This window comes from Rugamonas rubra (genome assembly GCF_900114705.1).
Classification (GTDB): Bacteria; Pseudomonadota; Gammaproteobacteria; order Burkholderiales; family Burkholderiaceae_D; genus Rugamonas; species Rugamonas rubra.
The window spans coordinates 146899-173443 of record NZ_FOTW01000017.1 but is presented as its reverse complement, the minus strand read 5'-3'; the positions used below and the strand labels follow the sequence as shown (position 1 = coordinate 173443).

General features: G+C 68.2%; 21 protein-coding genes. 18 read left to right on the top strand and 3 right to left on the bottom strand.

Going from position 1 to position 26545, the window contains the following annotated elements:
* The first annotated feature begins 45 nt into the window (after positions 1-45).
* The 5 genes from pyrC to BM252_RS32015 all read left to right on the top strand — a co-directional run bounded on the left by pyrC (position 46) and on the right by BM252_RS32015 (position 4392).
* A complete protein-coding gene (gene pyrC / locus BM252_RS18475; protein WP_093389138.1) occupies positions 46-1098 on the top strand; it encodes a dihydroorotase in 1053 nt (350 codons plus the stop codon).
* A 3-nt stretch (positions 1099-1101) separates the two neighbouring features.
* Positions 1102-1914, top strand: coding sequence for a DUF3025 domain-containing protein (locus BM252_RS18470; RefSeq protein ID WP_093389137.1), 813 nt, complete (start codon positions 1102-1104; stop codon positions 1912-1914).
* A gap of 37 nt (positions 1915-1951) precedes the next feature.
* Positions 1952-2956: a Gfo/Idh/MocA family protein gene (locus BM252_RS18465; protein WP_093389136.1), complete on the top strand. Its 1005-nt coding sequence runs from the start codon at positions 1952-1954 to the stop codon at positions 2954-2956.
* A 90-nt stretch (positions 2957-3046) separates the two neighbouring features.
* The gene (locus BM252_RS18460) at positions 3047-4267 is read left to right on the top strand and encodes an MFS transporter (protein WP_093389135.1); all 1221 of its coding nucleotides are present in this window, start codon (positions 3047-3049) and stop codon (positions 4265-4267) included.
* Positions 4264-4392: a hypothetical protein gene (locus tag BM252_RS32015; RefSeq protein WP_281249366.1), complete on the top strand. Its 129-nt coding sequence runs from the start codon at positions 4264-4266 to the stop codon at positions 4390-4392. The genes BM252_RS18460 and BM252_RS32015 overlap by 4 nt, the downstream gene beginning before the upstream one ends.
* 11 nt (positions 4393-4403) lie before the next feature.
* Here the strand turns inward: BM252_RS32015 and recG are convergent, their stop codons facing one another.
* On the bottom strand, positions 4404-6470 hold the full coding sequence (gene recG / locus BM252_RS18455) for an ATP-dependent DNA helicase RecG (protein ID WP_093389134.1): 2067 nt from the start codon (positions 6468-6470) through the stop codon (positions 4404-4406).
* Positions 6471-6630: 160 nt separating this feature from the next.
* On the opposite strand from recG, the gene queA reads away from it, so the two are divergent.
* The 5 genes from queA to secF all read left to right on the top strand — a co-directional run bounded on the left by queA (position 6631) and on the right by secF (position 12428).
* On the top strand, positions 6631-7680 hold the full coding sequence (gene queA, locus BM252_RS18450; RefSeq protein WP_093389133.1) for a tRNA preQ1(34) S-adenosylmethionine ribosyltransferase-isomerase QueA: 1050 nt from the start codon (positions 6631-6633) through the stop codon (positions 7678-7680).
* Positions 7681-7698: 18 nt separating this feature from the next.
* Positions 7699-8838, top strand: a complete 1140-nt coding sequence (gene tgt / locus BM252_RS18445; RefSeq protein ID WP_093389132.1) for a tRNA guanosine(34) transglycosylase Tgt — start codon at positions 7699-7701, stop codon at positions 8836-8838.
* A 211-nt stretch (positions 8839-9049) separates the two neighbouring features.
* Positions 9050-9379 (top strand): preprotein translocase subunit YajC, encoded by a 330-nt coding sequence (gene yajC, locus BM252_RS18440; RefSeq protein ID WP_093389131.1) that lies wholly within the window; start codon positions 9050-9052, stop codon positions 9377-9379.
* Positions 9380-9482: 103 nt separating this feature from the next.
* Positions 9483-11348: a protein translocase subunit SecD gene (gene secD, locus BM252_RS18435; RefSeq protein WP_093389130.1), complete on the top strand. Its 1866-nt coding sequence runs from the start codon at positions 9483-9485 to the stop codon at positions 11346-11348.
* A gap of 57 nt (positions 11349-11405) precedes the next feature.
* The gene (gene secF, locus BM252_RS18430) at positions 11406-12428 is read left to right on the top strand and encodes a protein translocase subunit SecF (protein WP_093389129.1); all 1023 of its coding nucleotides are present in this window, start codon (positions 11406-11408) and stop codon (positions 12426-12428) included.
* Between the two features lie 214 nt (positions 12429-12642).
* Here secF and BM252_RS18425 read toward each other — a convergent pair whose 3' ends face one another.
* Together BM252_RS18425 and BM252_RS18420 are read right to left on the bottom strand one after the other, a co-directional pair.
* Positions 12643-13287, bottom strand: a complete 645-nt coding sequence (locus BM252_RS18425) for a DUF6622 family protein (protein ID WP_342742526.1) — start codon at positions 13285-13287, stop codon at positions 12643-12645.
* A gap of 263 nt (positions 13288-13550) precedes the next feature.
* Entirely contained in the window at positions 13551-14609 is a 1059-nt protein-coding gene (locus BM252_RS18420) for a helix-turn-helix domain-containing protein (protein WP_093389127.1), read from the bottom strand.
* Positions 14610-14792: 183 nt separating this feature from the next.
* On the opposite strand from BM252_RS18420, the gene eat reads away from it, so the two are divergent.
* From eat to BM252_RS18380, 8 genes are all read left to right on the top strand, one after another.
* A complete protein-coding gene (gene eat / locus BM252_RS18415) occupies positions 14793-16175 on the top strand; it encodes an ethanolamine permease (RefSeq protein ID WP_093389126.1) in 1383 nt (460 codons plus the stop codon).
* A gap of 35 nt (positions 16176-16210) precedes the next feature.
* The gene (locus BM252_RS18410) at positions 16211-17065 is read left to right on the top strand and encodes a TorF family putative porin (RefSeq protein ID WP_245774327.1); all 855 of its coding nucleotides are present in this window, start codon (positions 16211-16213) and stop codon (positions 17063-17065) included.
* A 198-nt stretch (positions 17066-17263) separates the two neighbouring features.
* Positions 17264-18655: an ethanolamine ammonia-lyase subunit EutB gene (locus tag BM252_RS18405; RefSeq protein ID WP_093389125.1), complete on the top strand. Its 1392-nt coding sequence runs from the start codon at positions 17264-17266 to the stop codon at positions 18653-18655.
* A 13-nt stretch (positions 18656-18668) separates the two neighbouring features.
* Positions 18669-19607 (top strand): ethanolamine ammonia-lyase subunit EutC, encoded by a 939-nt coding sequence (eutC, locus tag BM252_RS18400; protein WP_093389124.1) that lies wholly within the window; start codon positions 18669-18671, stop codon positions 19605-19607.
* 190 nt (positions 19608-19797) lie between these two features.
* Positions 19798-20493, top strand: coding sequence for a helix-turn-helix transcriptional regulator (locus BM252_RS18395; protein WP_174900578.1), 696 nt, complete (start codon positions 19798-19800; stop codon positions 20491-20493).
* A gap of 61 nt (positions 20494-20554) precedes the next feature.
* Positions 20555-21172, top strand: coding sequence for a glutathione S-transferase family protein (locus tag BM252_RS18390; RefSeq protein ID WP_093389123.1), 618 nt, complete (start codon positions 20555-20557; stop codon positions 21170-21172).
* A 167-nt stretch (positions 21173-21339) separates the two neighbouring features.
* Entirely contained in the window at positions 21340-21642 is a 303-nt protein-coding gene (locus BM252_RS30285) for a hypothetical protein (protein WP_139236599.1), read from the top strand.
* A gap of 232 nt (positions 21643-21874) precedes the next feature.
* Entirely contained in the window at positions 21875-26416 is a 4542-nt protein-coding gene (locus BM252_RS18380) for a molybdopterin cofactor-binding domain-containing protein (protein ID WP_093389121.1), read from the top strand.
* The last annotated feature ends 129 nt before the right edge of the window (positions 26417-26545 follow it).

Below are 26545 nucleotides of genomic sequence, written 5' to 3'. Positions count from 1 at the left end.
GCCGCAACGGGTAAAATGGCGCCATCCGCCCATTGAGAGCCTGCCATGTCCAATATCGATACCATCCCCAGCAGCCTGACCATCACCCGCCCGGACGACTGGCACCTGCACCTGCGCGACGGCGCCACCCTGGCCAGCGTGCTGCCGCACAGCGCGCGCCAGTTCGGCCGCGCCATCGTCATGCCCAACCTCAAGCCGCCGGTCACCACCACCGCCGCCGCCGTCGCCTACCGCGAGCGCATCCTCGCCGCGTTGCCGCCGGGCATGGCCTTCGAGCCGCTGATGACCTTGTATCTGACCAACAACACGCCGCCCGACGAGATCCTGCGCGCCCAGGAGAGCGGCATCGTGCAGGCCGTCAAGCTGTACCCGGCCGGCGCCACCACCAACTCCGACGCCGGCGTGACCGACCTGGCCAACTGCTACAAGACGCTGGAGACCATGCAGGAGGTCGGCATGCCCTTCCTGGTGCACGGCGAAGTGACCGACCCGGACATCGACCTGTTCGACCGCGAGGCCGTCTTCATCGAGCGCGTGCTGCGCCCGCTGCGCCGCGACTTCCCGGCGCTCAACATCGTCTTCGAGCACATCACCACCAAGGACGCGGCGCAGTACGTCGCCGAGGCGGACGGCCCGATCGCCGCCACCATCACCGCCCACCACCTGCTGTACAACCGCAACGAGATCTTCAAGGGCGGCATCCGGCCGCACTACTACTGCCTGCCGGTGCTCAAGCGCGAGGAGCACCGCCTGGCGCTGATGACCGCCGCCACCAGCGGCGACGAGCGCTTCTTCCTCGGCACCGACTCGGCGCCGCACGCCCAGGGCGCCAAGGAGGCCGCCTGCGGCTGCGCCGGCTGCTACACCGCGCTGCACGCCATGGAACTGTACGCCGAGGCCTTCGAACGCGCCGGCGCGCTCGACAAGCTGGAGGCCTTCGCCAGCTTCCACGGCCCGGCGTTCTACGGCTTGGCGCGCAACGCCGGCACCATCACCCTCAAGCGCGAGGCTTGGACCCTGCCGGACACGCTGCCGTTGGCCGACCAGCAGGTGGTGCCGCTCAACGCCGGCGAAACCATCAACTGGAAGATGGTCTAAAGGGTGCTGGCTGCAATCGACTGGTCGCGCCCCTGGTACGACACGATCCGCGCCGCCGTCACCCTGGCGGCCGGCGCCGAAGGCTTCATCGACAACGTCTTCATCGACAAATTCTGCGCCCAAGCGGCGGCGCTGGAATTGTGTAATCATCAGGGCTTGCCGCTGCGCTTCGTGCCGCAAAGCGCGCTGCCCGAGGGCACCGCCTACGAGGCCTTCATCGGCGCCACTGGCGGCGTGCCGACGCGCGACAACCTGCACGACTTCTTCAACGGCTTGGTGTGGCTCAGCTTCCCGCGCATCAAGGTGCAGCTGAACGCCCTGCAGGCGGCGCAGATCGCGCGCGACGGTGTCGGCAAGTCGCGCGGGCCGGCGCGCGACGGCGCCACCATCTACGACGAGAACGCGGCCCTGCTGGTGGCGCGCGACAACGCCGCCGGCCACGAGCTGGTCGAGGCGCTGCGCGGCCACCGCTGGAGCGAGGCCTTCGTCGAACGGCGCGCCAGCTTCGGCGCCGACGCGCAGCTCTGGCTGTTCGGCCACGCGCTGATGGAAAAGCTGGTGGCGCCGCGCAAGGCCATCACCGCGCACACCCGCGTGGTGTTCGCCGGCGACGATTACTTCGCGCTGGACGACACGGCGCGCCGCGCCTGGCTCGACCAGCGCGAGGCGGCCGAGTTGGCCGCGCGCGGCCTGAGCACGGCCGACTTCACGCCGCTGCCGGTGCTCGGCGTGCCGGGCTGGTGGCCGGCGCAGGACCAGGCGTTTTACGACGACGCCAGCGTGTTCCGGCCAAAACGGGGCGCGCCGGCGAATTGACACGACAGGCCGCAGCAGCGGCAGAAAGCGCACAAACATGAGCCAGGCAATTCGTTGGGGTATTCTGGGAACCGGCAAGATCGCCAAGGCCTTCGCCAGCGCGCTGAAGGACACCCCGGGCGCCGAGTTGGCGGCGGTGGCCTCGCGCAGCGCCGACAGCGCCGCCGCCTTCGCCGCCGAGTTCGGCGCCGCGCGCAGCCACGCCAGCTACCAGGCGCTGGCCGACGACGCCGACATCGACGTGGTCTACATCGCCACGCCGCACCCCATGCACCACGACAACGCCATGCTCTGCCTGCGCGGCGGCAAGGGCGTGCTGGTGGAAAAATCCTTCACCATGAACCGGCCGCAGGCCGAGGAGATCATCGCGCTGGCGCGGCAAAAGAAGTTGTTCGTCATGGAGGCGATGTGGACCCGCTTCATGCCGGCCGTGCAGGAGGCCAAGCGCATCGTCGACAGCGGCGAGATCGGCCGGGCCGTGCAGGTGAACGCCGACTTCGGCTTCGCCGCCGACTTCGCGCCCGAGCACCGCGTGCTCAACCCCGAGCTGGGCGGCGGCGCGCTGCTCGACCTGGGCATCTACCCGCTGTCGATGGCCGCCTTCTTCCTCGGCGCCGTCGAGTCGGTGCAGGCGCAGGCGCAGATGGGGCCGACCGGCGTCGACGTGCAGACCGCCTTCTCGCTGCGCCACGAGGGCGGCGGCCTGTCGGCCTGCAGCTGCAGCCTGTTGGCGCGCACGCCGACCGAGTTGACCATCTCCGGCAGCAAGGGCTTCGTGCGCCTGCACGACCGCTTCCACAACACCGAGGAGATCTCGGTGACCTTGGTCAGCGGCGCCGCGCGCAGCAGCCGCAGCATCGTGCTGCCGCGCAGCGGCAACGGCTACGCCCACGAGGCCATCGAGGTGGGCCGCTGCCTGCGCGCCGGCCTGATCGAAAGCCCGATCATGCCGCACGCCGAAACGCTGGCGCTGATGGGCGTGCTCGACACCATCCGCGAACAGATCGGCCTGCGCTACGGCGCCGACCGCAACGACGGCTGAATCCTTAGTACTTAGTTGTACTTAAGCAGAGCGCCCGACTAGGCGCCGGCCGGGCCCGAACGGACCCACCACCGAGACAGAAAGAAGACCATGTTCACCTCCGACCGCGCACCGTCGCTCAAAACCGTGCTGCTCGCCAGCGGCCTCGTGCTCACCCTGGCGATGGGCGTGCGCCACGGCTTCGGCTTTTGGATGCAGCCGATCTCCCAGGCCAACGGCTGGACCCGCGAAACCTACTCGCTGGCGCTGGCGGTGCAGAACCTGATGTGGGGCGTGTTCGGCCCCTTCGCCGGCATGGCGGCCGACCGCTTCGGCACCATGCGCGTGGTGCTGGTGGGCGCGCTGGCCTACATGGCCGGCCTGGTGTGGATGGCGCTGGTGACCAACGCCACCCTGTTCGTGCTCGGCTCCGGCGTGCTGATCGGCTTCGCGCTGGCCTGCACGGCGTTCGGCGCGATCAGCGGCATCATCGGCCGTGTCGCCACGCCGCAGCAGCGCTCCTGGGCCTTCGGCATCTCCGGCGCGGCCGGCTCCTTCGGCCAGTTCCTGATGATGCCGATCGAGCAGCAGATGATCTCGCAGATGGGCTGGCAGGCCGCCTTCTACATGCTGGCCGCGTTGGTGGTACTGGCGATGGTGCCGATGGCCTTCTTCCTGCGCGAGCCGGCGCACCAACACGGCCACGGCCCGCAGCAGAGCATTGGCCACGCGCTGGGCGAGGCGCTGCGCAACCGCTCCTTCCTGCTGCTGGTGGCCGGCTACTTCGTCTGCGGCTTTCAGCTGGTGTTCATCGGCGTGCACCTGCCGGCCTACCTGAAGGACAAGGGCCTGGCCAACGGCAGCGTCGCCGTGACGGCGCTGGCGCTGATCGGCCTGTTCAACATCATCGGCTCCTACCAGGCCGGCAAGTTGGGCGGCCGCCTGCCCAAGCGCTACCTGCTGTCGGCCATCTACTTCATCCGCGCGGCGGCGATCTCGCTGTTCCTGCTGGCGCCGCTGAGCGCCTGGTCGGTGTATGTGTTCGCCGCCGCGATGGGCTTGATCTGGCTGTCGACGGTGCCGTTGACCAACGGCGTCATCGCCGGCATCTTCGGCGTCAAGCACATGTCGATGCTGGCCGGCGTGGTGTTCTTCTCGCACCAGGTGGGCAGCTTCATCGGCGTTTGGCTGGGCGGCTATATGTTCACCAAGTTGGGCAGCTACGACATGGTGTGGGCCATCAGCATCGGCCTGGGCGTGATGGCCGGCCTGATCAACCTGCCGATCGACGAGCGGCCGCTGGTGCGCAAGGGCGAGCTGGCGGCGGCATGAGCGCGCCGCTGAAACGCTGGCTGCTGCGGCTGGCGCTGGCTGGCGTGCTGGCGCTGGTGTTCCTCGCCTACCTGCGGCCGGACTTCATGTTCGACCTGGCCAACCGCTTCACGCTGTGCTTTTAGAGTAGACCCGCCTAGACCTTGAGGAACTCCTCTTTGCCGCCCAGCCAGCGGGCCAGGTGGGCCTCCACCGTGGCCGCCTTGTCCGGCGTGCTGGCGTGCAGCAGGTCTTGCGCCACGTCGCGCGCCTGGTCGACCAGCCAGCCGTCGGTCTCCAGGTCGGCGAAGCGCAGCATCGCCTGACCCGACTGGCGCGCGCCGAGGAACTCGCCGGGGCCGCGTATCTCCAAATCGCGACGGGCGATCTCGAAGCCGTCGGTGGTCTCGCGCATGGTCATCAAACGCTGGCGCGCCACGCCGCCCAGCGGCCCCTGGTACAGCAGCAGACAGACGCTGGCCGCCGAGCCGCGGCCAACCCGGCCGCGCAGCTGGTGCAGTTGCGACAGGCCGAAGCGCTCGGCGTGCTCGATCACCATCAGCGAGGCGTTCGGCACGTCGACGCCGACCTCGATCACCGTGGTCGCCACCAGCACGTGCACCTGGCCGGCGGTGAAGGCGTCCATCACCTCCTGCTTCTCGGCCGTCTTCATGCGGCCGTGCACCAGGCCCACCACCAGGCCTGGCAGCGAGTCGGCCAGCATGGCGTGGGTGTCGGTGGCGGTCTGCAACTGCAGCGCCTCGGACTCCTCGATCAGCGGACAAACCCAGTACACCTGGCGGCCTTCCTGCGCCGCCGCGTAGACCCGCTCGATCACCTCGTCGCGCCGGTTCTGGTCGATGGCGCGGGTGACGATCGGGCTGCGGCCGGGCGGCAGCTCGTCGATCACCGACACCTCCAGATCGGCGTAGTAGGTCATCGCCAGCGTGCGCGGGATCGGCGTGGCCGACATCATCAACTGGTGCGGCACGGCGTCCACATTGCCCTTGTTGCGCAGGGTCAGGCGCTGGCCGACGCCGAAGCGGTGCTGCTCGTCGACGATCACCAGGCCCAGCTTGGCGAACTGCACGCCCTCCTGGATCAGCGCGTGGGTGCCGATCACCAGCTGCGCCTCGCCCGACTCGATCAGCGCGTAGGCGGCCAGCTTGTCCTTCTTCTTCAGGCTGCCGGTCAGCCAGGCCACCTTGACGCCGAGCGGCTCCATCCACGCCGCGATCTTGCGGAAGTGCTGGTCGGCCAAAATCTCGGTGGGCGCCATCAGCGCCGCCTGGAAGCCGCTGTCGATGGCCTGCGCGGCGGCCAGCGCCGACACCACCGTCTTGCCGCTGCCGACGTCGCCCTGCAGCAGGCGCTGCATCGGGTAGGGGTGGCGCAGGTCGGCGCGGATCTCGTCGAGCACGCGCTGCTGGGCGCCGGTCAGCTGGAACGGCAGCGCCGCCTGGAAGGCCTGCGACAGCGCGCCCACGCTCTTCAGCGCGGCGGCGCCCTTGGAGCGGCGGGCGCGCTGGGCGCGCTTGAGCGAGAGCTGCTGGGCCAGCAGCTCGTCGAACTTCATGCGCACCCAGGCCGGGTGCGAGCGGTCGGCCAGGGCGTGCTCGTCGACCTGCTGCGGCGGATAGTGCAGCAGCTTGACCGAGGGCTCGAAGTCGGACAGGCTCATCTCGGCGCGCAGCTCGGCCGGCAGGGTGTCGGTCCAGTCGATGCGCTTCATGGCGTCGTTGATGGCGCGCCGCAGGATCGGTTGCGACAGGCCCTCGCCGGACGGGTAGACCGGTGTCAGCGAGGTCGGCAGCGGGGCGCCCTCGTTGACCACCTTGTAGGTCGGGTGCACCATCTCGGCGCCGAAGAAGCCGTGTTTCAGCTCGCCGCGCGCGCGCACCCGGGTGCCCTCGGCCAGCTGCTTGACCTGGCTGCCGTAGAAGTTCATGAAGCGCAGTTGCAGGTCGCCGGTCTCGTCGGCGATGTGCACCAGCAGCTGGCGCCGTGGCTTGAAGGTGATCTCGTTCTTCACCACCAGGCCCTCGACCTGGGACGACTCGCCGCCGTGCAAACAAGCCTCCTGGATGCTGACGACCTGGGTCTCGTCCTCGTAGCGCATGGGCAGGTGCAGCACCAGGTCCATGTCGGTGCGCAGGCCGAGTTTGGCCAGCTTGGCCTCCGGGCTGACGACTTTCTTGACTGCTTTTGGCTTCGGAACGGGCATATTCGGGCGATTTGCCGGCGTTTTTCAGACGCTAGCGTAAAATAGAGGGTTGGCCGTCGCGCAGCGAGGCCGATATTGTAAGGCTTGCGCGGGATCGTGGCATAGTGTGCGCGATCCGGGCGCCGTTCGTATTTTCCTCACACCGTCTAGAAGTTTGCTCATGTACTCGCTTTCCGATTTCGATTTTAACTTGCCGCCAGAGCGCATCGCGCAATTTCCCCTGCCGGACCGCAGCGCCTCGCGCCTGCTGCACCTGGACGGCGACCAGCTGGTCGACCGCCAGTTCGCCGACATCGTCGACCAGCTGCAGGCCGGCGACCTGCTGGTGATGAACGACACCCGCGTGCTGAAGGCGCGCTTCTTCGGCGTCAAGGAGAGCGGCGGCAAGATCGAGGCGCTGGTCGAGCGCGTGCTCGACAGCCGCACCGTGCTGGCCCAGGTGCGCGCCTCCAAGTCGCCGCCGCCGGGCTGCAAGATCCGCCTGGCCGACGCCTTCGACGTCACCGTCGGCGCCCGCGCCGGCGAGTTCTTCACCCTGCACTTCGACGCCGACGTGTTCGAGCTGATCGAGGCGCACGGCCGCCTGCCGCTGCCGCCCTACATCGAGCACACGGCCGACTCCTTCGACGAGACGCGCTACCAGACCGTGTTCAACAAGGTGCCCGGCGCCGTCGCCGCACCCACCGCCGGCCTGCACTTCGACCAGGCGCTGCTGGCCAAGCTGGCCGCCAAGGGCGTGCAGTTCGCCTACGTCACGCTGCACGTCGGCGCCGGCACCTTCCAGCCGGTGCGCGCCGAGGTGCTGGCCGAGCACAAGATGCACACCGAGTGGTACACCCTGCCGCAGGCCACGGTGGACGCGGTGCGCGCCGCCCGCGCCGCCGGGCGCGACGTGGTCGCTGTCGGCACCACCAGCCTGCGCGCGCTGGAGTCGGCCTCGCAGAGCGGCGAACTGGTCGCCGGCAGCGCCGACACCGCCCTGTTCATCACGCCCGGCTACCTGTTCAAGACGGTGACCCGGCTGATCACCAACTTCCACCTGCCCAAGTCGACCCTGCTGATGCTGGTCTCGGCCTTCGCCGGCTACGCGCAGATCCGCGCCGCCTACGCCCACGCCATCGCCAACGAGTACCGCTTCTTCAGCTACGGCGACGCCATGCTGCTGACCACCCAGGCGCGGGCACCACAGAAAAATTCATCGAATAATTAAGAGAAGAGAAAAGCGCTCATGTTGGAATTTAAACTCATCAAGACCGATAGCAGCGGCCTGACCAAGGCCCGCCGCGGCACCGTCAAACTCAACCACGGCGAGGTGCAGACCCCGATCTTCATGCCGGTCGGCACCTACGGCTCGGTCAAGGCGATGTCGCCGCTGGAGCTGAAGGAAATCAAGGCCGAGATCATCCTCGGCAACACCTTCCACCTGTGGCTGCGCCCGGGCAACGACGTGATCGCCAAGTTTGGCGGCCTGCACGACTTCATGGGCTGGGACAAGCCCATCCTGACCGACTCGGGCGGCTTCCAGGTGTTCTCGCTGGGCGCCATGCGCAAGATCACGGAAGAGGGCGTGCACTTCAACTCGCCGATCAACGGCGACAAGCTGTTCCTCTCGCCCGAGGTGTCGATGCAGATCCAGCGCGTGCTCAACTCCGACATCGTCATGCAGTTCGACGAGTGCACCCCCTACGAGATCGACGGCCGCCCGGCCACCCTCGACGAGGCGGCCAAGTCGATGCGCATGTCGCTGCGCTGGGCGCAGCGCTCGCACGACGAGTTCCACCGTGGCGGCAACCCGAACGCGCTGTTCGGCATCGTCCAGGGCGGCATGTTCGAGAACCTGCGCGACGAGTCGCTGGCCCAGTTGGAGGAGATCGACTTCCCCGGCCTGGCCATCGGCGGCCTGTCGGTCGGCGAGCCGAAGGAGGACATGATGCGCATGCTGGCCCACGTCGGCCCGCGCCTGCCGGCCAACAAGCCGCACTACCTGATGGGCGTGGGCACGCCGGAGGACCTGGTGGCCGGCGTCTCGAACGGCATCGACATGTTCGACTGCGTGATGCCGACGCGCAACGCGCGCAACGGCTGGATCTTCACCCGCTACGGCGACATCAAGATCAAGAACGCCCGCTACAAGGAGGAGAAGGCGCCGCTCGACGAGAGCTGCGCCTGCTACGCCTGCCGCAACTTCTCGCGCGCCTACCTGCACCACCTGAACCGCACCCAGGAGATCCTCGGCGCGCGCCTGAACACCATCCACAACCTGCACTACTACCTCGACATCATGCGCCAGATGCGCGAGGCGCTCGACGAGGACCGCTTCCACGCCTGGACCCTGCAGTTCCACGCCGACCGCGCGCGCGGCGTCTAACGCCGCTCCCAGCCACCCCGCAACCCGGACGCCGGGGTCTGACCCCGCATGGGGTCAGACCCCTGTTTGCCGGGTTGCGGGGGCGATGTGGGTAATAAATGTTGCAAGTCTTGTAAAAATTATGTAAGACCCCACCTAGCCGGCAGCCTTGGCTTCGCCGGCCAGTGCTAGAATACAGCGCTGTTTTTCAAACTAATCACCGGAGTTATCTGTGTTCATTTCCAACGCATACGCACAATCCCCACTCGACGCCCTGGGCCTGGGCGGCAACATCACCAGTTTCCTGCCGCTGATCCTGATGTTCGTGGCCATGTATTTCCTGATGATCCGTCCTCAGCAAAAACGCGCCAAGGAACAAAAGGCCATGATGGACGCGCTCGCCAAGGGCGACGAAGTGGTCACCGCCGGCGGCCTGCTGGGCAAGGTCGCCAAGGTCACCGAGGGCTACGTGACGCTGGAAGTGTCGACCGGCACCGAGATCGTCGTGCAGAAGAGCTCGATCACCATGCTGCTGCCAAAGGGCACGCTCAAGGCGCTGTAAGACCGGCGAGCACTTGGTCACGGGAACGGCCGCACCAGAAGCGCGGCCGTTTCCGTATGTTGCATATGTTGCATCCGACGCCTAACACTGAACGTTGAACAATATGAATCGCTATCCAGTCTGGAAGTACATCCTCATCGCCGTCGCCATCCTGCTGGGTGCGTTGTTTACGGCGCCCAACTATTTCGGCAACACGCCGGCGGTGCAGGTCACCAGCGGCAAGTCGACCGTCAAGATGAGCAGCGAGATGGCGGCCCAGGTCGCCGCCGTGCTGAAGAAGGAAAACATCGCCGCCGAGGGCATCAGCTTCGACGGCACCGGCACCTACGCCTCGGTGCGCGCCCGCTTCGCCGACCCCGACACCCAATTCAAGGCCAAGTCCGTGCTGGAGAAGGATCTGAACACCGATCCGGCCGACCCGACCTACCTGGTGGCGCTGAACCTGCAACCGAACACACCTAAGTGGATGCAAAGCCTGCACGCGCTGCCGATGTACCTCGGCCTCGACTTGCGCGGCGGTGTCCACTTCCTGCTGCAGGTCGACGTCAAGGCCGCGCTGAGCAAGCGCGTGCAAGGCATCCAGGCCGCCGCCCGCAGCGCGCTGCGCGACAAGAACGTGCGCCACGCCGGCATCGACCGCGTCGGCGACACCATCGAAATCAAGTTCCGCGACGCCGACACCCGCACTAAGGCCAAGGACGTGCTGTCGGGCCAGATGGCCGACCTGGCCTTCGTCGACAGCGGCGCCGGCGACGAGCTCAAGCTGCAAGTCAGCCTGAAGCCGGCCGCGCTCAAGCAAACCATCGACGACGGCGTCAAGCAGAACATCGCCACCCTGTCCAAGCGCGTCAACGAGCTGGGCGTGGCCGAGCCTATCATCCAGCAGCAGGGCGCCGACCGCATCGTCGTGCAGCTGCCCGGCGTGCAGGACGTGGCGCGCGCCAAGGCCGTCATCGGCCGCACCGCCACGCTGGAAGTGCGCATGGTCGACGACACCGTCACCCCGGGCACCGAGCTGTCCGCCTCGATCCCGTTCAACTCCGAGCTGTTCACCGTCGGCAAGGGCGTGCCCGTCGTGCTGACCAAGGACGTCGCCCTGACCGGCGACTACATCGCCAGCGCCACCGCCAGCTTCGACCAGAACCAGCAACCGGCCGTCAGCATCGACCTGAACGGCGACGGCGGCCGCAAGATGCGCGAAGCGACCCGCGAGCGCGTCGGCAAGCGCATGGCCATGGTGCTGTTCGAGAAGGGCAAGCCGGAAGTGCTGTCGGTCGCCACCATCCAGAGCGAACTGGGTAGCCGCTTCCAGATCACCGGCATGGGCAACGCGGAAAACGCCGCCGAGCTGGCGCTGCTGCTGCGCGCCGGCGCGCTGTACGCGCCGATGGACTTCGTCGAGGAACGCACCATCGGCCCGCAACTGGGCGCCGAGAACATCAGCAAGGGTCTGCATTCGACCATGTACGGCTTCGCCGCCATCGCCGTCTTCATGATGTTCTACTACATGATGTTCGGCTTCTTCAGCGTGCTGGCGCTGGCCTGCAACCTGTTGCTGCTGATCGGCCTGCTGTCGCTGATGCAGGCCACGCTGACCCTGCCGGGCATCGCCGCGATCGCGCTGGCGCTGGGCATGGCGATCGACGCCAACGTGCTGATCAACGAGCGCATCCGCGAGGAGCTGCGCGGCGGCGCCTCGCCGCAGCAGGCCATCTCGGTCGGCTTCGAACGCGCCTGGGCCACCATCCTGGACTCCAACGTGACCACCCTGATCGTCGGCGTGGCCCTGTGGGTGTTCGGCTCCGGCGCCATCCGCGGCTTCGCCGTGGTGCACTGCCTGGGCATTTTGACCTCGATGTTCTCGGCCGTGTTCATTTCGCGCGGCGTGGTCAACCTCTGGTACGGCCGCAAGAAGAAGCTGCAATCGATCGCCATCGGCACCGTGTGGGTGCCGGGCCTGTCGAAATAAGTATCGTCGCCGGCCGCCTCGCGCGGCCGGCCGCGCACTCCATACTCAGAGGATTTCATGGAATTTTTCCGGATTAAAAAAGACATTCCCTTCATGCGCCATGCGTTGATCTTCAACGTCATCTCGGCCTTGACCTTCGTCGCGGCGGTGTTCTTCCTGGTGCACAAAGGGCTGCACTTCTCGGTCGAGTTCAAGGGCGGCACCGTGATGGAGCTCAAGTACGCCAAGGCCGCCAACCTCGAGGGCATCCGCCACTCGCTCGAGCAGATCGGCTACGAGCAGCCCGAGGTGACCAGCTTCGGCACCGCGCACGACGTCATGATCCGCCTGCCGATCATCAAGACGGTGGCCGGCGCCAACGCCTCGCAACTGGTGTTCGACAAGCTGTGCCTGGCCGAGCAGGGCGCCATGAAGCAGATCGACACGGTCAGCGCCAAGGGCGAGCACATCGTCAAGGCCGGCTGCGTCGACGCCGCCGGCGCCGAGACGGTGACCCTGCAGAAGGTCGAATTCGTCGGCCCGCAGGTGGGCGACGAGCTGGCCCAGAACGGCATGAACGCGCTGGCGATGGTGATCGTCGGCGTGATGATCTACCTGGCCGTGCGCTTCGAGTGGAAGTTCGCCGTCGCCGCCATCATCGCCAACCTGCACGACGTGGTCATCATCCTCGGCTTCTTCGCCTTCTTCCAGTGGGAATTCTCGCTGACGGTGTTGGCGGCGGTGCTGGCGGTGCTGGGCTACTCGGTCAACGAGTCGGTGGTGATTTTCGACCGGATCCGCGAGAACTTCCGCAAGCAGCGCAAGGCCTCGGTGCACGAGGTGATCGACAACGCCATCACCAGCACCATCTCGCGCACCATCATCACCCACGGCTGCACGCAGATGATGGTGCTGTCGATGCTGCTGCTGGGCGGCCCGACGCTGCACTTCTTCGCCATCGCGCTGACCATCGGTATTTGCTTCGGCATCTACTCGTCGGTGTTCGTCGCCGCCGCCGTCGCCATGTGGCTGGGCGTGACGCGCGAGGACCTGATCAAGCCGATCAAGGAAAAGGACGAAACGGACGGCGCGGTGGTATAAACGCCGGCCCCGTCGAACTAGCAGTAGAAACCCTCCCCGCGTCGCCGCCGGGAGGGTTTTTTTATGGGCCACGCCGGTTCGAAGCAGCCGCATGCACGCAGGGCGCCCGCCGGCGCCTCCACCGCGACATGAAAAAGGGCGCCAGGTCTCGCAGACCGGGCGCCCTTTGATCTTACTGGAAGCCGGCGGCGGCGCCGGCGTCCTGTTGGCGGTGTTAGTTCGGTGTCGATTGCAGCGCGGCCGGCGCCGCCGCTTTCAGGTAGGCGGCCAGGTGGCGCGACAGGCGGCCCAGGAAGACACCGTTGAACGCGCCGAAGGTGGCGCAGACGGTCACGGCGAACAGCGGCTCCTGGCGCAGGGCCGGCGACATGGCGGAGGCGATGGCGACGGCGTACTTGGCGCAGAAGATGGCCATCATCATGGCCAGTGGCAGCCAGCTGCCGCGCAGCGTGACGCTACCCTCGGCGCGGTTGATGCTGATGCGTTTGGCGTCGATCAGCTGCCAGGTCAGGCCGCCGCCCAGCGCCGCGCCGATGAGCCAGGCCGCCAGCGGGGCGTCGTGCAGGCCGAAGCGGCTGGCGATGTCCTGCAGCGACAGCGCGACCATCACGGCGGGGATGATGAACAGCGAGCGCAGCGCGACCGTGCGGTCCTGGCTGGCGAGCACGCCACGGTAGACCAGGAAGCCCAGGATAGCCCAAACGTAGACTGGGGTGTGGCTGATGATCTGTTGCAGCATGGTGTTTCTCCTTGTTTGTGGGGTGTTGCTGAGTGAACTATGCCCGCCGGCGCCGCGCCGCGCGGCGCGATGCGACGAAACGGCGCGGCGGCGGCGCGAGCTGCGGCGCGCCGGCGCCAAATGCAGCGGGAAGGGGGGGGCGAGGTGACGCGGTGCCAACGGCCGAGCAAGGCGCAAGGCGGGGGCAGCAAGGCAGGGTCAGTGCCGACATTCGGACACGAGCTCAACCATAGGACGCGCCGGTGAAGCTCTTTATTGCTGAGTCTGTGTCCGAATGTCGGCACTGACCCCGGTGGCGAGCTCAACCATAGGCCGCGCCAGCGAAGCTCTTTATTGCAGAGCCTGTGTCCGAATGTCGGCACTGACCCCGGTGTTTTTTCGGGCTAGCTGCGCCGTGCCAGCGCCTTCATCGAGGCGGACGGGCATTCGCCGAACAGCTTGCGGTAGTCGCTGGAGAATTGGCTGAAGTTGCACAGGCCCCAGGCGCCGGCGACGTCGCCGATGGCGCTGCCGCGCGCGGTCGGGTCGTGCAGTTGGCGCCGCACGCCGTTCAGCCGCACCATGCGCAGGTAGAGCATGGGGCTCATGCCCAGCACGTCCTCGAAGCAGTACTGCAGCGTGCGCCGGCTCACGTGCACCTGCTCGCACAGCTCCGGCACGGTGATGCTCTCGGCGCGGTGCGCCAAAATGTATTCGCGCGCCTTGGCCACCACGCGCTGGCGCCGCTGCACGCTGGCGGCGGCCACCGGCTCGATGCTGCTGCGGTCGAGCATCTCCAGCAGCGCGCCCAGCACCGCCTCCTGCCAGAGCGGCGTGCCTTGCGCGGCCGCGCCGCCGTGGCCGTCGTCGCCGAACAGGCCGGCCCGCGTCGGCACGGTGCCGCCGGCCGGCGCGCCGTGGCCATCCCCGCCCAGCAACGCGGCCAACGTCTGCACGCAGGCGGCGCGGGCGGCGCCGTCCACCTGCAACACCTCGGCCGCCTGCACCCGCTCCCAGTCGATCAGGCAGCCGCTGCGCTCGGCCGCCTCGGCCAGCATGCGGCGGCACACCACGATGCCGTAGATGCCGTAGGCGCTGGGCGTGACCAGCTCGAACTCCTGCTCGCCCGGCTGCACCATGATCCATTCCTGGCCGGTCTGGCGGCCGTTGATGCGGGTCGCCACCGGGTGGTCGGGCAGGCCGAACCAGATGGCGCCCGGCCACACCCGGCAGGACTGCCGCACCGCCTGGCTCAGGCTTTCCTTGAAGACCTGGATCTTGGGCATGCGCAACTCGACCAGGGCGCCACGGAACAGGCCGGCGCTGATCTGGTCGTAGCTTTGCTGCCAGTTGGTCAGCTCGCAGGCCAGCTGGTCGGCGTCGTGTGCCAGCACGGTGCGCAGGGCCGCCGGGCTGCGCAATTGCGGCGCACTGTGCAATAAAGGTGTACCAATCTGGTGCATGTTGTTTCCTCCTGAAATAGGCCCTGTTGCGCGCTGCCACAGCTGTCGTCAAGTTTGCCGATTTTCGATAACGTCGCGCCGGCCCGGACTCCTATACTCGATTCGTTGCAACTTCCATACCTGCCCCGAGTCGGCTCGACAGCTCGGCGCCCTTGGCGACGTTTGTTCTTACTGGAGAAAAAAATGAAAGCACATCAGGCATCCGGCGCGGCGCCGGCGCTGCAGCAGACGCTGGGCACGGTCCAACTATGGGGCATCGCGGTCGGCCTCGTCATCTCGGGCGAATACTTCGGCTGGAGCTACGGCTGGGCCTCGGCCGGCACGCTCGGCTTCACCATCACGGCGCTGTTCATCGCCGCCATGTACACCACCTTCATCTTCAGCTTCACCGAGCTGACCACCTCGATCCCGCACGCCGGCGGCCCCTTCGCCTACAGCAAGCGCGCCTTCGGCCCGTTGGGCGGCTACCTGGCCGGCGCGGCCACCTTGATCGAGTTCGTCTTCGCCCCGCCGGCCATCGCGCTGGCCATCGGCGCCTACCTCAACGTGCAGTTCCCCGCCGTCGATCCGAAGACGGCTGCGGTCGGCGCCTACCTGGTGTTCATGACGCTCAACATCGTCGGCGTGCAGATCGCCGCCAGCTTCGAGCTGTTGATGGCGCTGCTGGCCATATTCGAGCTGCTGGTGTTCATGGGCGTGGTCTCGCCCGGCTTTTCGATGGCCAACTTCGTCAAGGGCGGCTGGTCCGGCGCCGACAATTTCAGCATCGCCTCGATCCCCGGCATGTTCGCCGCCATCCCCTTCGCCATCTGGTTCTTCCTCGCCATCGAGGGCGTCGCCATGGCGGCCGAGGAGGCCAAGGACCCCAAGCGCTCGATCCCCATCGCCTACATCACCGGCATCATCACCCTGGTGCTGCTGGCCATCGGCGTGATGGTGTTCGCCGGCGGCGCCGGCGACTGGACCAAGCTGTCCAACATCAACGACCCGCTGCCGCAGGCGATGAAGGCGATCGTCGGCGAGAACAGCAACTGGCTGCACATGCTGGTCTGGCTCGGCCTGTTCGGCTTGATCGCCTCCTTCCACGGCATCATCCTGGGCTACTCGCGGCAGATCTACGCCCTGGCCCGCGAGGCCTACCTGCCACGTTACTTCGCCAAGATCCACCCGCGCTTCCACACGCCGCACCGCGCCATCATCGCCGGCGGCGTGGTCGGCATCGCCGCCATCTTCAGCGACGAGTTGATCAAGATCGGCGGCCAGACGTTGACCGCCAACATCGTCACCATGTCGGTGTTCGGCGCCATCACCATGTACATCCTCAGCATGCTCAGCCTGTTCAAGCTGCGCCGCAGCGAGCCGGACATGGTGCGCCCCTTCCGCGCCCCGTTCTACCCGGTGTTCCCGGCCATCGCGCTGGCCGGCGCCGCCGTCTGCATGGCCACCATGATCTACTACAACCCGCTGATCTTCGGCGTGTTCACCGCCTTCATGGCCGGCGGCTACGCCTTCTTCCTGTCGACCCGCCGCAGCCGCCAGGAGCTGGCGCTGTACGACGCCGTTTGAACCCGCACCGACCCCACCTCCACCGAAAGGACCACATGATGATCGCAGCCTCCACCTTCCCGCTGAAACAGCGCGCCGCAGCGGTGCTGCTGGCCACCCTGGCAGCACTGTCCGGCGCCGCCAGCGCGGCCGATCCGGCCCCGGCCGCCGCCGCGCCCCCGCCCGCCCTCGACTGGACCAACAGCGGCAACGTCGCGCTGGTGTCGGACTACCTGTTCCGTGGCATCTCGCAAAGCCAGGGCAAGCCGACCGCCCAGGCCACCTTGGACTTCGTCCACGTCAGCGGCTTCTACCTGGGCCTGTTCGGCTCGGGCGTCTCGCACGCCGCCTACAACAACGGCGGCGGCGCCGAGATCGACGTCTACGGCGGCTACCGCCACCCGCTCAACGAAACCAGCAACATCGACGCCGGCCTGGTCACCTACTGGTATCCCGGCGCGCACTACGCGGCCGGCGGCGAGGACATCAAGTACCACACCCAGGACGCCAAGCTGGGCGTGAACATCGGCAGCTTCAACGCCTACGGCTGGGTCACGTTGAGCAAGCGCTGGTTCGGCTTCGCCGTCGACCCCTACAGCGGCAAGCTGGTCGACACGCGCGGCACCTTGTACGGCGAAGTCAACTGGAACCCCGAGCTGGCGCCGGGCCTGACGCTCAACCTGCACGCCGGCAAGCAGAACGTGCGCAACCTGGCCGCCTTCAACTACGTCGACGCCAAGGTCGGCGTGACCAAGACCTGGGACAGCTGGGCCGTGGCGGCGGCGGCGGTCTACAACAGCGGTGACGCCAGCAAGAACGGCACCCCGCTGTGGACCTTCTTCGACGCCGACGGCAGCAGCCGCAACGTGGTCAAGACGCGCCTGCAGGTGGTCGCGACGCGCAATTTTTAAGCGCGCTGACGAGTAGTGCCGGCTCAACCCCGCAAGAAAAGGGGTCAGACCCCGTACGGCGCCAAGGCGGGGAGTCTGATCCCGACCGCAGCGGATCGGGGTGCGGGGTTGCGGCGGGCATCACCCGCCGCGCCGGTTTTGTGAGAGACTCGAAAACAGAGCCGTGGCACTACAGCCGACGGCCGGGAGGCAGCAACGATGAGTAGTTTCGCACATAGCGTGGGCAGCCGGACCTACCAGTTCCGCGACCTGAAGGATTTGATGGCCAAGGCCAGCCCGGCCCGTTCCGGCGACTACCTGGCCGGCCTGGCGGCGGCCAGCGTCGAGGAGCGCGTGGCGGCGCAGATGGCGCTGGCCGAGCTGCCGCTGACGGTGTTCCTCAACCAGCTGCTGGTGCCCTACGAGGACGACGAGGTCAGCCGCCTGATCATCGACGAGCACGACAAGGTGGCCTTCGCCCGCATCGCCCACCTGACCGTCGGCGACTTCCGCAACTGGCTGCTGGGCGACGCCGTCGACGAGCTGGTGCTGGCCGCCGTGGCGCCCGGCGTCACGCCGGAGATGGCGGCGGCGGTGTCGAAGATCATGCGCATCCAGGACCTGATCCTGGTGGCCAAGAAGTGCCGCGTGGTGACGCGCTTCCGCAACACCATTGGCCTGGCCGGCCGCATGTCGACCCGGCTGCAGCCGAACCACCCGACCGACGACGCCAGCGGCATTGCCGCCAGCGTGCTCGACGGCCTGCTGTACGGCAGCGGCGACGCCGTCATCGGCATCAACCCGGCCACCGACAACGTGCCGCAGGTGGTGCGCATCGTCAGCATGCTCGACGAGATCATCGCCCGCTACGGCATCCCCACCCAGTCCTGCGTGCTGACCCACGTCACCAACACCATCGCCGCCATCGAGCGCGGCGCGCCGGTCGACCTGGTGTTCCAGTCGATCGCCGGCACCGAGGCGGCCAACGCCAGCTTCGGCATCAACCTGGCGCTGCTCGACGAGTCGCGCCAGGCCGCGCTGTCGCTGGGCCGCGGCACGGTGGGCGACAACGTGATGTACTTCGAGACGGGGCAGGGCAGCGCCTTGTCGGCCAACGCCCACCACGGCGTCGACCAGCAAACCTGCGAGGTGCGCGCCTACGCGGTGGCGCGCAAGTTCAAGCCGCTGCTGGTCAACTCGGTGGTCGGCTTCATCGGCCCCGAGTACCTGTACGACGGCAAGCAGATCATCCGCGCCGGCCTGGAGGACCACTTCTGCGCCAAGCTGCTCGGCCTGCCGATGGGCTGCGACGTCTGCTACACCAACCACGCCGAGGCCGACCAGAACGACATGGACATCCTGCTGACCCTGTTGGGCACGGCCGGCTGCACCTTCGTCATGGGCATCCCCGGCTCGGACGACATCATGCTCAACTACCAGACCACCTCCTTCCACGACGCCCTGTACGCGCGCCGCGTGCTGGGCCTGCAGCCGGCGCCGGAGTTCGCCGCCTGGCTCAAGGAGATGGAGATCTTCACCCGCGACGACTACGTCACGCTGGGCACGGCGCTGCCGCCGGCCTTCCACAACGCCCTGCTGCGGTTGGCCTGAGGAGACGACCGGCATGAGCCAACACGACAAGGACAAGACAGGTCACCAGGAGCAGCGGGACGGCGCGGCGGCGCGCGACGAGGTGGTGACGGCCAACCCCTGGCAGGCGCTGCGCCGGTTCACGGCGGCGCGCATCGCGCTGGGGCGCAGCGGCGTGAGCCTGCCGACGGCGCCGCAGCTGGACTTCCAGCTGGCCCACGCGCGCGCGCGCGACGCCGTGCACCTGCCGCTCGACCACGCCGCGCTGGCCGCCGCGCTGACGGCCGACAGCGGCCTGCCCTGCCTGGCGCTGCACAGCGCGGCGCAGAACCGCCACGTCTACCTGCAGCGGCCCGATTTGGGGCGGCGCCTGGACGAGCCCTCGCGCCGCCTGCTGCAGGCGCACGGCGCGGCGCCGGCGCCGGGGCAGGGCGGCGACGATGCGGCTTCGGCCGGGGTGCGGCGCACCGGGCCGGACGGGGCGGTGGCCGGCGCCGGCTACGACCTGGCCTTCGTCATCGCCGACGGCCTGTCGGCGCTGGCCATCGAGCAGAACGCGCTGCCCTTCCTGCGCGTGATGCTGGCGCGGCTGGCCGCCGAGCAGTGGTCGCTGGCGCCGCTGGCGCTGGTCGACCAGGGCCGGGTGGCGGTGGGCGACGAGGTCGGCCAGCTGCTCGGCGCGCGCGCCGTGGTGGTGCTGGTGGGCGAGCGGCCCGGCCTCAGTTCGCCCGACAGCATGGGCCTGTACCTGACCTGGGCACCGCAGGTGGGCCTGACCGACGCCAGCCGCAACTGCATCTCCAACGTGCGCCCGGCCGGCCTGCGCTACGAGGAGGCCGCCTACAAGCTGCACTACCTTCTCGAGCAGTCGCGCCTGCGCCAACTGTCCGGCGTGGCGCTGAAGGACGAAACGGGCGGCGCCGACGGCGCGCTCGCCGCGCCGCAGCGCAACTTCCTGCTCGACCTGGACTGAGCCCACCCCGCCCCCCCAAATCGACCACGGCCGGGGTCTGACCCCGTACGGGGTCAGACCCCTTTCTTACGGGTTTAGGCCCGCGCCGGAAGGGCTTGCGCGCGCGCCCGACAGCCCGCACAATGCTAGGCCGCGCGCCGGCATCGTCGGCCACGCGGCCCCTCCACCCCACCCGTATGAGAGAGCACCCATGAGCCGAACCGGCCGCCTGTTCCAGTTGATGGATGCGCTGCGCGGCTACCGCCGCCCGGTCACGGCGGCGCGCCTGGCCGAGCAGCTCGGTGTGTCCGAGCGCACCATCTACCGCGACATCCAAACCCTGGCCGGCATGGGCGCGCCGGTCGAGGGCGAGGCCGGCGTCGGCTACCTGCTCAAGAGCGGCTTCTTCCTGCCGCCGCTGATGTTCGGCGCCGACGAGCTCGAGGCGCTGGTGCTGGGCGCGCGCTGGGTGCGCCGCCAGGGCGACGAGGCGCTGGCCCAGGCGGCCAGCAACGCGCTGGCCAAGATCGCCGCCGCCACCCCCAAGGACCTGCGCGACGACATGGCCGAGACCAGCCTGTGGGTGCCGCTCGGCCTGCTGCCCAGCGACGGCAGCGACCAGTTCGTCCGCCCGGTGCGCGAGGCGATCCGCCACCAGCACCGCCTGCGCATCGGCTACTGCGACGAGAACGGCAACGCCTCCGAGCGCTACGTTTGGCCGTTCGCGCTGGCCTTCCTGGAGGGCCGCCGTTTGCTCGCCGCCTGGTGCGAGTTGCGCGCCGCCAACCGCCACTTCCGCATCGACCGCATCGCCAGCGTCGAGTCGACCGGGCACCGCTATCCGGCGCGCCGCCACGAGCTGCTCAAGGTCTGGCGCGTCGAGCAAAACATCCGCGAAGACTCCTGACAGAAACTGACAACGGCGCGGCTTACGATGGACTCCTCACTGACCCACCGGAGCCCACAAAATGCGCCTATTCCACCACCCCGTTTCGTCCAACGCCCGCCGCGTGTTGATGACCGCCATCGCCCTCGACTTCCCGCTGGAGCTGACCGAAGTCAACCTGATGAGCGAGGAGGACCGCCGCCGCCTGGTCGAATTGAACCCCAACAGCAAAATCCCCGTGCTGCAGGACGGCGACTTCCTGCTGTGGGAGTCCTGCGCCATCATGCAATACCTGGCCGACAAAACGCCGGGCCAGACCCTCTACCCGCAGGACTTGCGCACCCGCGCCGACATCAACCGCTGGATGTTCTGGGCCTGCCAGCACTTCTCGCCGGCGCTCAGCGTGCTGACCTGGGAACGCATCTGGAAGGGCATGGTCGGCGCCGGCCCGGCCGACCCGGTGGAATTGGCCCGTGGCGAGCGGGATATTGCCGAATATGCTACTGTGCTAAACGGACATCTTGCTCAGCGCCAATGGATCATCGGCGACAGCCTCAGCCTGGCCGATTTCGCCGTGGCGGCGCCGCTGATGTACCTGGAGCAGGCCAAGCTGCCGCTCGCCGAGTACGCCAACATCATGGCCTGGTTCGGCCGCGTGCAGCAGCTCGATGCCTGGAAGAAGACCATCCCGGTCTGGTAAGCAGTCATTTTCGCCTGTGTTAGTTGGCGCACAGAAGGCGGCGCGCAAAGTTCGTATAGTGGGGCTGTCTCTTTCAGGAGATCCCTAGTTTTGGACTTTGCCCGCCCCCAGCGGGCTTTTTTTTTGCCCGTCCCGCGCGCCTCGATTCGACAACCGATGGAGGTAGTATGCAAGACGCAACGTCAACCGTGACGACGGCGGCGCCCGCCGTGGCCCGGCCGCCCGCCGCTCAACCCGCCGATCGACCGGCCGGTCAGCCCGCCTATCAACGCTTCCTGCGCATGTGGCACAGCGCGCCGCTGGACGAGCCGGAACCGCCGCCGCAGCGCGCCGCCGTGCCGGCCCTGCCGCAGCGGGAGGAGGGCGCCGCCGACGGCGGTCTCGGCCGGGCGCGAACGCGCGCCTGCGCCGCCGCCCGGCGCTTCGCCCGTCCGCTCGGCAACATCTCCGCCTCGCCTCGTTTCGCCTGATTCCGCCTCCCCGCTTCTCGCCTCATCATCCGCCCCGCTTTTCCGTTCCTCCCGCCATTGCTACCGCGTCGCCCCGCCCCCCCAGTGTGACAATTCGCGTATATTCGCGCGGGCTGTTCGCGTATATTTATTTCCGAATTGAATGATTGCCGCTTGTGTATGACGACTTCGTCCGCGCCACCGGCCCTGTTCTCCTTCCCTGTCCCGCACTTCTAGCCCGGAATCCACCACCATGAGCAACGACGTCTCCTTCTACCTGAACGGCAAGCTGGTCCAACTGCACAACCCCTCGCCCGATCTGCTGCTGATCGACTATCTGCGCTCGCCCGAGGTGGCGCTGGCCGGGCCGAAGAAGCCCTGCGGCCAGGGCGGCTGCGGCGGCTGCACGGTGATCCTGTCGCACTGGGACGGCGAGCAGCCGCAGCACCGCGCCATCAACTCCTGCCTGCGGCCGGTGTGCGCGCTGGGCGGCCAGGTGGTCACCACGGTCGAGGGCACGGGCGCCGTGCGCAAGCCGAATCCCGAGTTCCTGCTGCACGCCGCCACCGCCTCGCGCGGCGGCGCGGCCATTGGCCTGGCGCCGGTGCCGGCGCTGGCCGAGGCGCAGCAGCAGGCGCAGGACAAGCGCGCCCAGGTGGCCGAGGCGGTGGCGCAGGCGCGCGACCTGCCGCAGAGCGGCGCCAGCCTGCAGCTGCGCGCCGTGGCCGAGCACCCGTCCGAGGTCGAGCACGCCGGCATGAACCCGGTGGCGCACCGGTTGGCCCTCAACAACGGCAGCCAGTGCGGCTACTGCAGCGTGGGCTTCGTGATGAACATGTCCGAGTTCATCGTCAACCATCCGCAGGCCACCAAGAAGGAGATCGAGGACAGCTTCGACGGCAACATCTGCCGCTGCACCGGCTACCGCGCCATCCTCACCGGAATGAAGACCTTCGCCTCCGACTGGACCGCCGAGGACGAGAAACACCGCATGAAATGCCTGGAGGACGACGGCTGCGCCGCCCAGCTGCCGGCCAACGTGGCGATCCCCTTCCCGCCACGGGCGCGCGGCCCGGCCCAGCCGGTCAGCGCCCACGGCGGCGGGCAGAGCTGGCGCACCCCGCTCACGCTCGACGAGTTGGCCCACCTGATGCACGGCGCGCGCGGCAGCCGCCTGCGCCTGGTGCACGGCAACACCTCGTTCGGCATCTACAAGGACGAGTTCGCGCCGACCAGGCTGTTCGCCGACATCCGCCTGATTCCTGAATTGAACGAGGCCAGCCGGCTCGAGGGCGGCGCCTTGCGCGTCGCCGCCGGCATCGACTACAACGCGCTGATCGCCGAGTTGGGCGCGCAGATGAAGTTGCATTGCTGCGACGAGACCAGCAGCCTGGCCGCCGTCCAGTTCATGGCGCGCCGCACCGCCGGGCGCATCGTGCGCAACGCCGCCTCGCTGGGCGGCAACACCATGCTGGTGCTGGCCCACATGGCCGAGGGCAGCGGCGAACCCTTCCCGTCCGACGCGTTGACGGCGCTGGCTGCCACCGGCGCGCGCGTGGTCTACCTGCACCTGGACGGCGCCGGCAAGTTCCACCAGCACGTCAACAGTGTGGCCGAGCTGGTGCGCCGCGTGCTCGACCAGCCGGCGCTGCTCGACGAGATCGTGCTGCGCGCCTTCCTGCTGGCGCTGCCGGCCGAGAACCAGGTGGTGCTGGCGCAGAAGGTGGCGCTGCGCGAGGTCAACGCGCACAGCATCGTCAACGCCTGCACCGCGCTGCGCTTCGGCGACGGCGCCGCCATCGATGACGCCGCGCTGGTGTTCGGCGGCATCGCGCCGTATCCGTGGCACGCCGCCGCCACCGAGGCCGCGCTGCGCGGCCAAACCCTGGCGCTGGACCAGTTGCCGGCGCTGTCGGCCGTGCTGGAACAGGAGGTGCGCGCCGAGCTGCAGTTGTGGGCCGCGCGCATGCACGGCCTGCCCAGCGAGGGCTTCACCGACGAGTACCGCGTCCAGCTGGCGCTGGCCTTCTTCTACAAGGCGGTGGTCAACGCGCTGCCGCAGCGCGGCGTCGAGGTGCCGCCGCAGATCGCCTCCAGCGGCGAGATCACCTGGGGCAAATGGCCGGTCAGCGACGGCCGCCAGCACTACGCCACGCAGGACTTCAAGCGGCCGGTGGCGCAGCCCTACATCAAGATCACCGCGATGTACCAGGCCTCCGGCCAGCTGCACTACACGCAGGAGCTGGCGGCGCCGCCGCGCACCCTCAACGCCGCCTTCGTGCAGAGCAAGCGGGCGCTGGGCAACTACCACTTCGCCGTGCCGGGCAAGGCCGGCGCCGCCACCCTGGCCGAGCTGCGCGAGCACCTGAGCCGGCACGACGCCAACTTCGTCGACCTGATCACCCACCACAACATCAAGAACGGCGGCATCAACCTGCAGGGCATGGGCATGGACCAGCCGCTGCTGGCCGAGCAGATGGTCAGCTACGTCGGCCAGGCCATCGCGCTGGTGCTGGCCGACACCGAGCAGCAGGCCGCCGCCCTGGCCGAGTACGTGACGGCGCACTGCGTCGGCTACACCGACGTCGACTGGCCGGCGCCGTGGAACCGCCCCGTCACCACCCTGGAGGACGCCATCCGCATCGGCAGCGTGTTCCCCGACTCGCCCAAGTCGGCCAGCTACGTTTCGCACATCTGGAAGATCACCCGGCCCGGCAGCAACTTCGACTGGACCAGCGCCAAGCAGCCGCTCGACCGCGACATCGTGGTGCGCGACACGGCCATCAGCGGCGCCGGCTGCCTGGTGGTGGAGAGCTCGCAGCTCAACGGCGGCCAGGTGCACTTCTACATGGAGACCCAGGCGGTGATCGCCGAGCCGGGCGACCAGGGCCGCATCACCATCCGCCCCTCGACGCAGAGCCCGATGGAGATGCACCAGACCACGGCGATGGCGCTGGGCGTGGCCTACCACCAGGTCGACGTCAAGGTGGTCTCGGTCGGCGGCGCCTTCGGCGGCAAGACCGAGCCGACCCGCTTCGTGGTCGGCCCGGCGGCGGTGGCGGCCAAGGCGGTCAAGCGGCCGGTGCGCCTGGCCATGCCGCGCGACCAGGACACAGGCATGATCGGCAAGCGCCACGCCTTCTACGGCCAGTACCAGATCGCCGTCGACCAGGGCCTGCAGAACCCGGCCGACAAGGGCATCATCCGTGGCTTCCAGACCAAGATGTGGGGCGACGGCGGCGCCTTCTACGACTGCTCCTTCATCGTCTCGAACTGCATCCAGCTGCGCGCCGACAACGCCTACCGCGTCGCCAACTTCGAGAACCAGATCGACGTCTGCCGCACCAACACCGCGCCCAGCACCGCCTTCCGCGCCTTCGGCGACGTGCAGGGCAAGAACATCATCGAGAACGCGGTGGACGACGCCGCCTTCGCCCTCGGCATGTCGGCCGAGGAGATGCGCGAGAAGAACCTGTACGAGCGCGGCGACGTCACGCCCTTCGGCCAGGCGCTGTCCTACTGCTACATGCGGCAGGTGTGGGACTACCTGAAGGAGGTCTGCAAGTACGAGGAGAAGAAGGCGGCGGTGGAGGAGTTCAACCGCAACAACACCTGGCGCAAGCGCGGCCTGGCGCTGGTGCCGGTCAAGTACGGCTCCGGCTACAACTGGCAGCAGCTCGAACAAGCCGCCGCCATTGTGGTGGTCAACCAGGCCGACGGCACGCTGGTGATCCACCAGGGCGGCGTCGAGATGGGGCAGGGCCTGGCGACCCAGGTGCTGCAGGTGGCGGCGTATGTGATGGGCATCCCGATGGACCTGATCCACGTCGAGGGGCCGCGCACCAGCATCACGCCCAATCCGACCAGCAGCGGCGCCTCCACCGGCACGCCGTACAACTGCGAGGCGGTCAAGCAGACCTGCCAGGACCTGCGCGGCCGCCTGTTGGAGTTCGCCTACCAGCAGCGCAACGACAACGGCAACCAGTGGTGCGTCGACCAGGGCATCGACTTCTGGAACCACGGCGAGCAGGGCTGGGCGGCCACCGTCACCAACGCCCAGGGCCGCACGGCGCTGATCTGGCAGAACCTGATCCAGCTGGCCTACGCCAAGCGGGTCAACCTGATCGCCAGCTTCACCGCCAAGATCCGTGGCGGCGGCGTGCCGATCCCCTGCATGACCTTCAAGCCGCAGGACCAGCAGCCCAACCCCTACGGCATCGAGCGCGACGCCACGGCGGTGCTGGGCGGCGGGGTCGACTCCTTCGTCGGCTTCACCTATTCGGCGGCCTGCTCGGTGACCGAGGTCGACGTGCTGACCGGCGAGGTGAAGATCCTCAGCTCGGACATCGTCTACGACATCGGCTGGAGTTTGAACCCGGCGATCGACGTCGGCCAGGTCGAGGGTGCGTTCGTGCAGGGCGTCGGCTATCTGCTCACCGAGAAGCTGGTGTTCGAGCAGGAGGGCGAGGAGCAGGGCCGGCTCAACACCACCAACACCTGGCGCTACAAGGTGCCGGCCACCACCTGCATCCCGCTGGAGATGAACGTCCACCTGTTCCCGCGCAACGCCAAGTCGGTGGCCGGCATTCCGGACGACCCGCACGACATCTTCTCGTCGAAGGAGGTGGGCGAGCCGCCGCTGGTGCTGGCCAACAGCGTGTTCTTCGCGGTCAAGGCGGCGGTGCGCGCCTCGCGCTTGGAGCGCGGCCTGGACGGCCTGTTCCGCCTCGACGCGCCGGCCACGGTGCAGGAGGTGCGCCGCGCCTGCGAGGTCAGCACGGCCGATTTGAAGTAGGATTTTGTTGAGGCGCCGGGGACGCTGTTACCCCGCAAGGCGCTGAACCGGGGTCAGACCCCGTCGGGGTCTGACCCCTTGCCGTTAGGGGTTCCAGGGGGGGCCGGAGGGCCGGCGACATGCCGGCGT

Bases quoted from the DNA above. Each gene is read 5' to 3' on its own strand.
- pyrC (WP_093389138.1), top strand. From the start codon at position 46: ATGTCCAATATCGATACCATCCCCAGCAGCCTGACCATCACCCGCCCG.
- BM252_RS18465 (WP_093389136.1), top strand. From the start codon at position 1,952: ATGAGCCAGGCAATTCGTTGGGGTATTCTGGGAACCGGCAAGATCGCC.
- BM252_RS18460 (WP_093389135.1), top strand. From the start codon at position 3,047: ATGTTCACCTCCGACCGCGCACCGTCGCTCAAAACCGTGCTGCTCGCC.
- BM252_RS32015 (WP_281249366.1), top strand. From the start codon at position 4,264: ATGAGCGCGCCGCTGAAACGCTGGCTGCTGCGGCTGGCGCTGGCTGGC.
- recG (WP_093389134.1), bottom strand. From the start codon at position 6,470: ATGCCCGTTCCGAAGCCAAAAGCAGTCAAGAAAGTCGTCAGCCCGGAG.
- queA (WP_093389133.1), top strand. From the start codon at position 6,631: ATGTACTCGCTTTCCGATTTCGATTTTAACTTGCCGCCAGAGCGCATC.
- tgt (WP_093389132.1), top strand. From the start codon at position 7,699: ATGTTGGAATTTAAACTCATCAAGACCGATAGCAGCGGCCTGACCAAG.
- secD (WP_093389130.1), top strand. From the start codon at position 9,483: ATGAATCGCTATCCAGTCTGGAAGTACATCCTCATCGCCGTCGCCATC.
- secF (WP_093389129.1), top strand. From the start codon at position 11,406: ATGGAATTTTTCCGGATTAAAAAAGACATTCCCTTCATGCGCCATGCG.
- BM252_RS18420 (WP_093389127.1), bottom strand. From the start codon at position 14,609: ATGCACCAGATTGGTACACCTTTATTGCACAGTGCGCCGCAATTGCGC.
- eat (WP_093389126.1), top strand. From the start codon at position 14,793: ATGAAAGCACATCAGGCATCCGGCGCGGCGCCGGCGCTGCAGCAGACG.
- BM252_RS18410 (WP_245774327.1), top strand. From the start codon at position 16,211: ATGATGATCGCAGCCTCCACCTTCCCGCTGAAACAGCGCGCCGCAGCG.
- BM252_RS18405 (WP_093389125.1), top strand. From the start codon at position 17,264: ATGAGTAGTTTCGCACATAGCGTGGGCAGCCGGACCTACCAGTTCCGC.
- eutC (WP_093389124.1), top strand. From the start codon at position 18,669: ATGAGCCAACACGACAAGGACAAGACAGGTCACCAGGAGCAGCGGGAC.
- BM252_RS18395 (WP_174900578.1), top strand. From the start codon at position 19,798: ATGAGCCGAACCGGCCGCCTGTTCCAGTTGATGGATGCGCTGCGCGGC.
- BM252_RS18390 (WP_093389123.1), top strand. From the start codon at position 20,555: ATGCGCCTATTCCACCACCCCGTTTCGTCCAACGCCCGCCGCGTGTTG.
- BM252_RS30285 (WP_139236599.1), top strand. From the start codon at position 21,340: ATGCAAGACGCAACGTCAACCGTGACGACGGCGGCGCCCGCCGTGGCC.
- BM252_RS18380 (WP_093389121.1), top strand. From the start codon at position 21,875: ATGAGCAACGACGTCTCCTTCTACCTGAACGGCAAGCTGGTCCAACTG.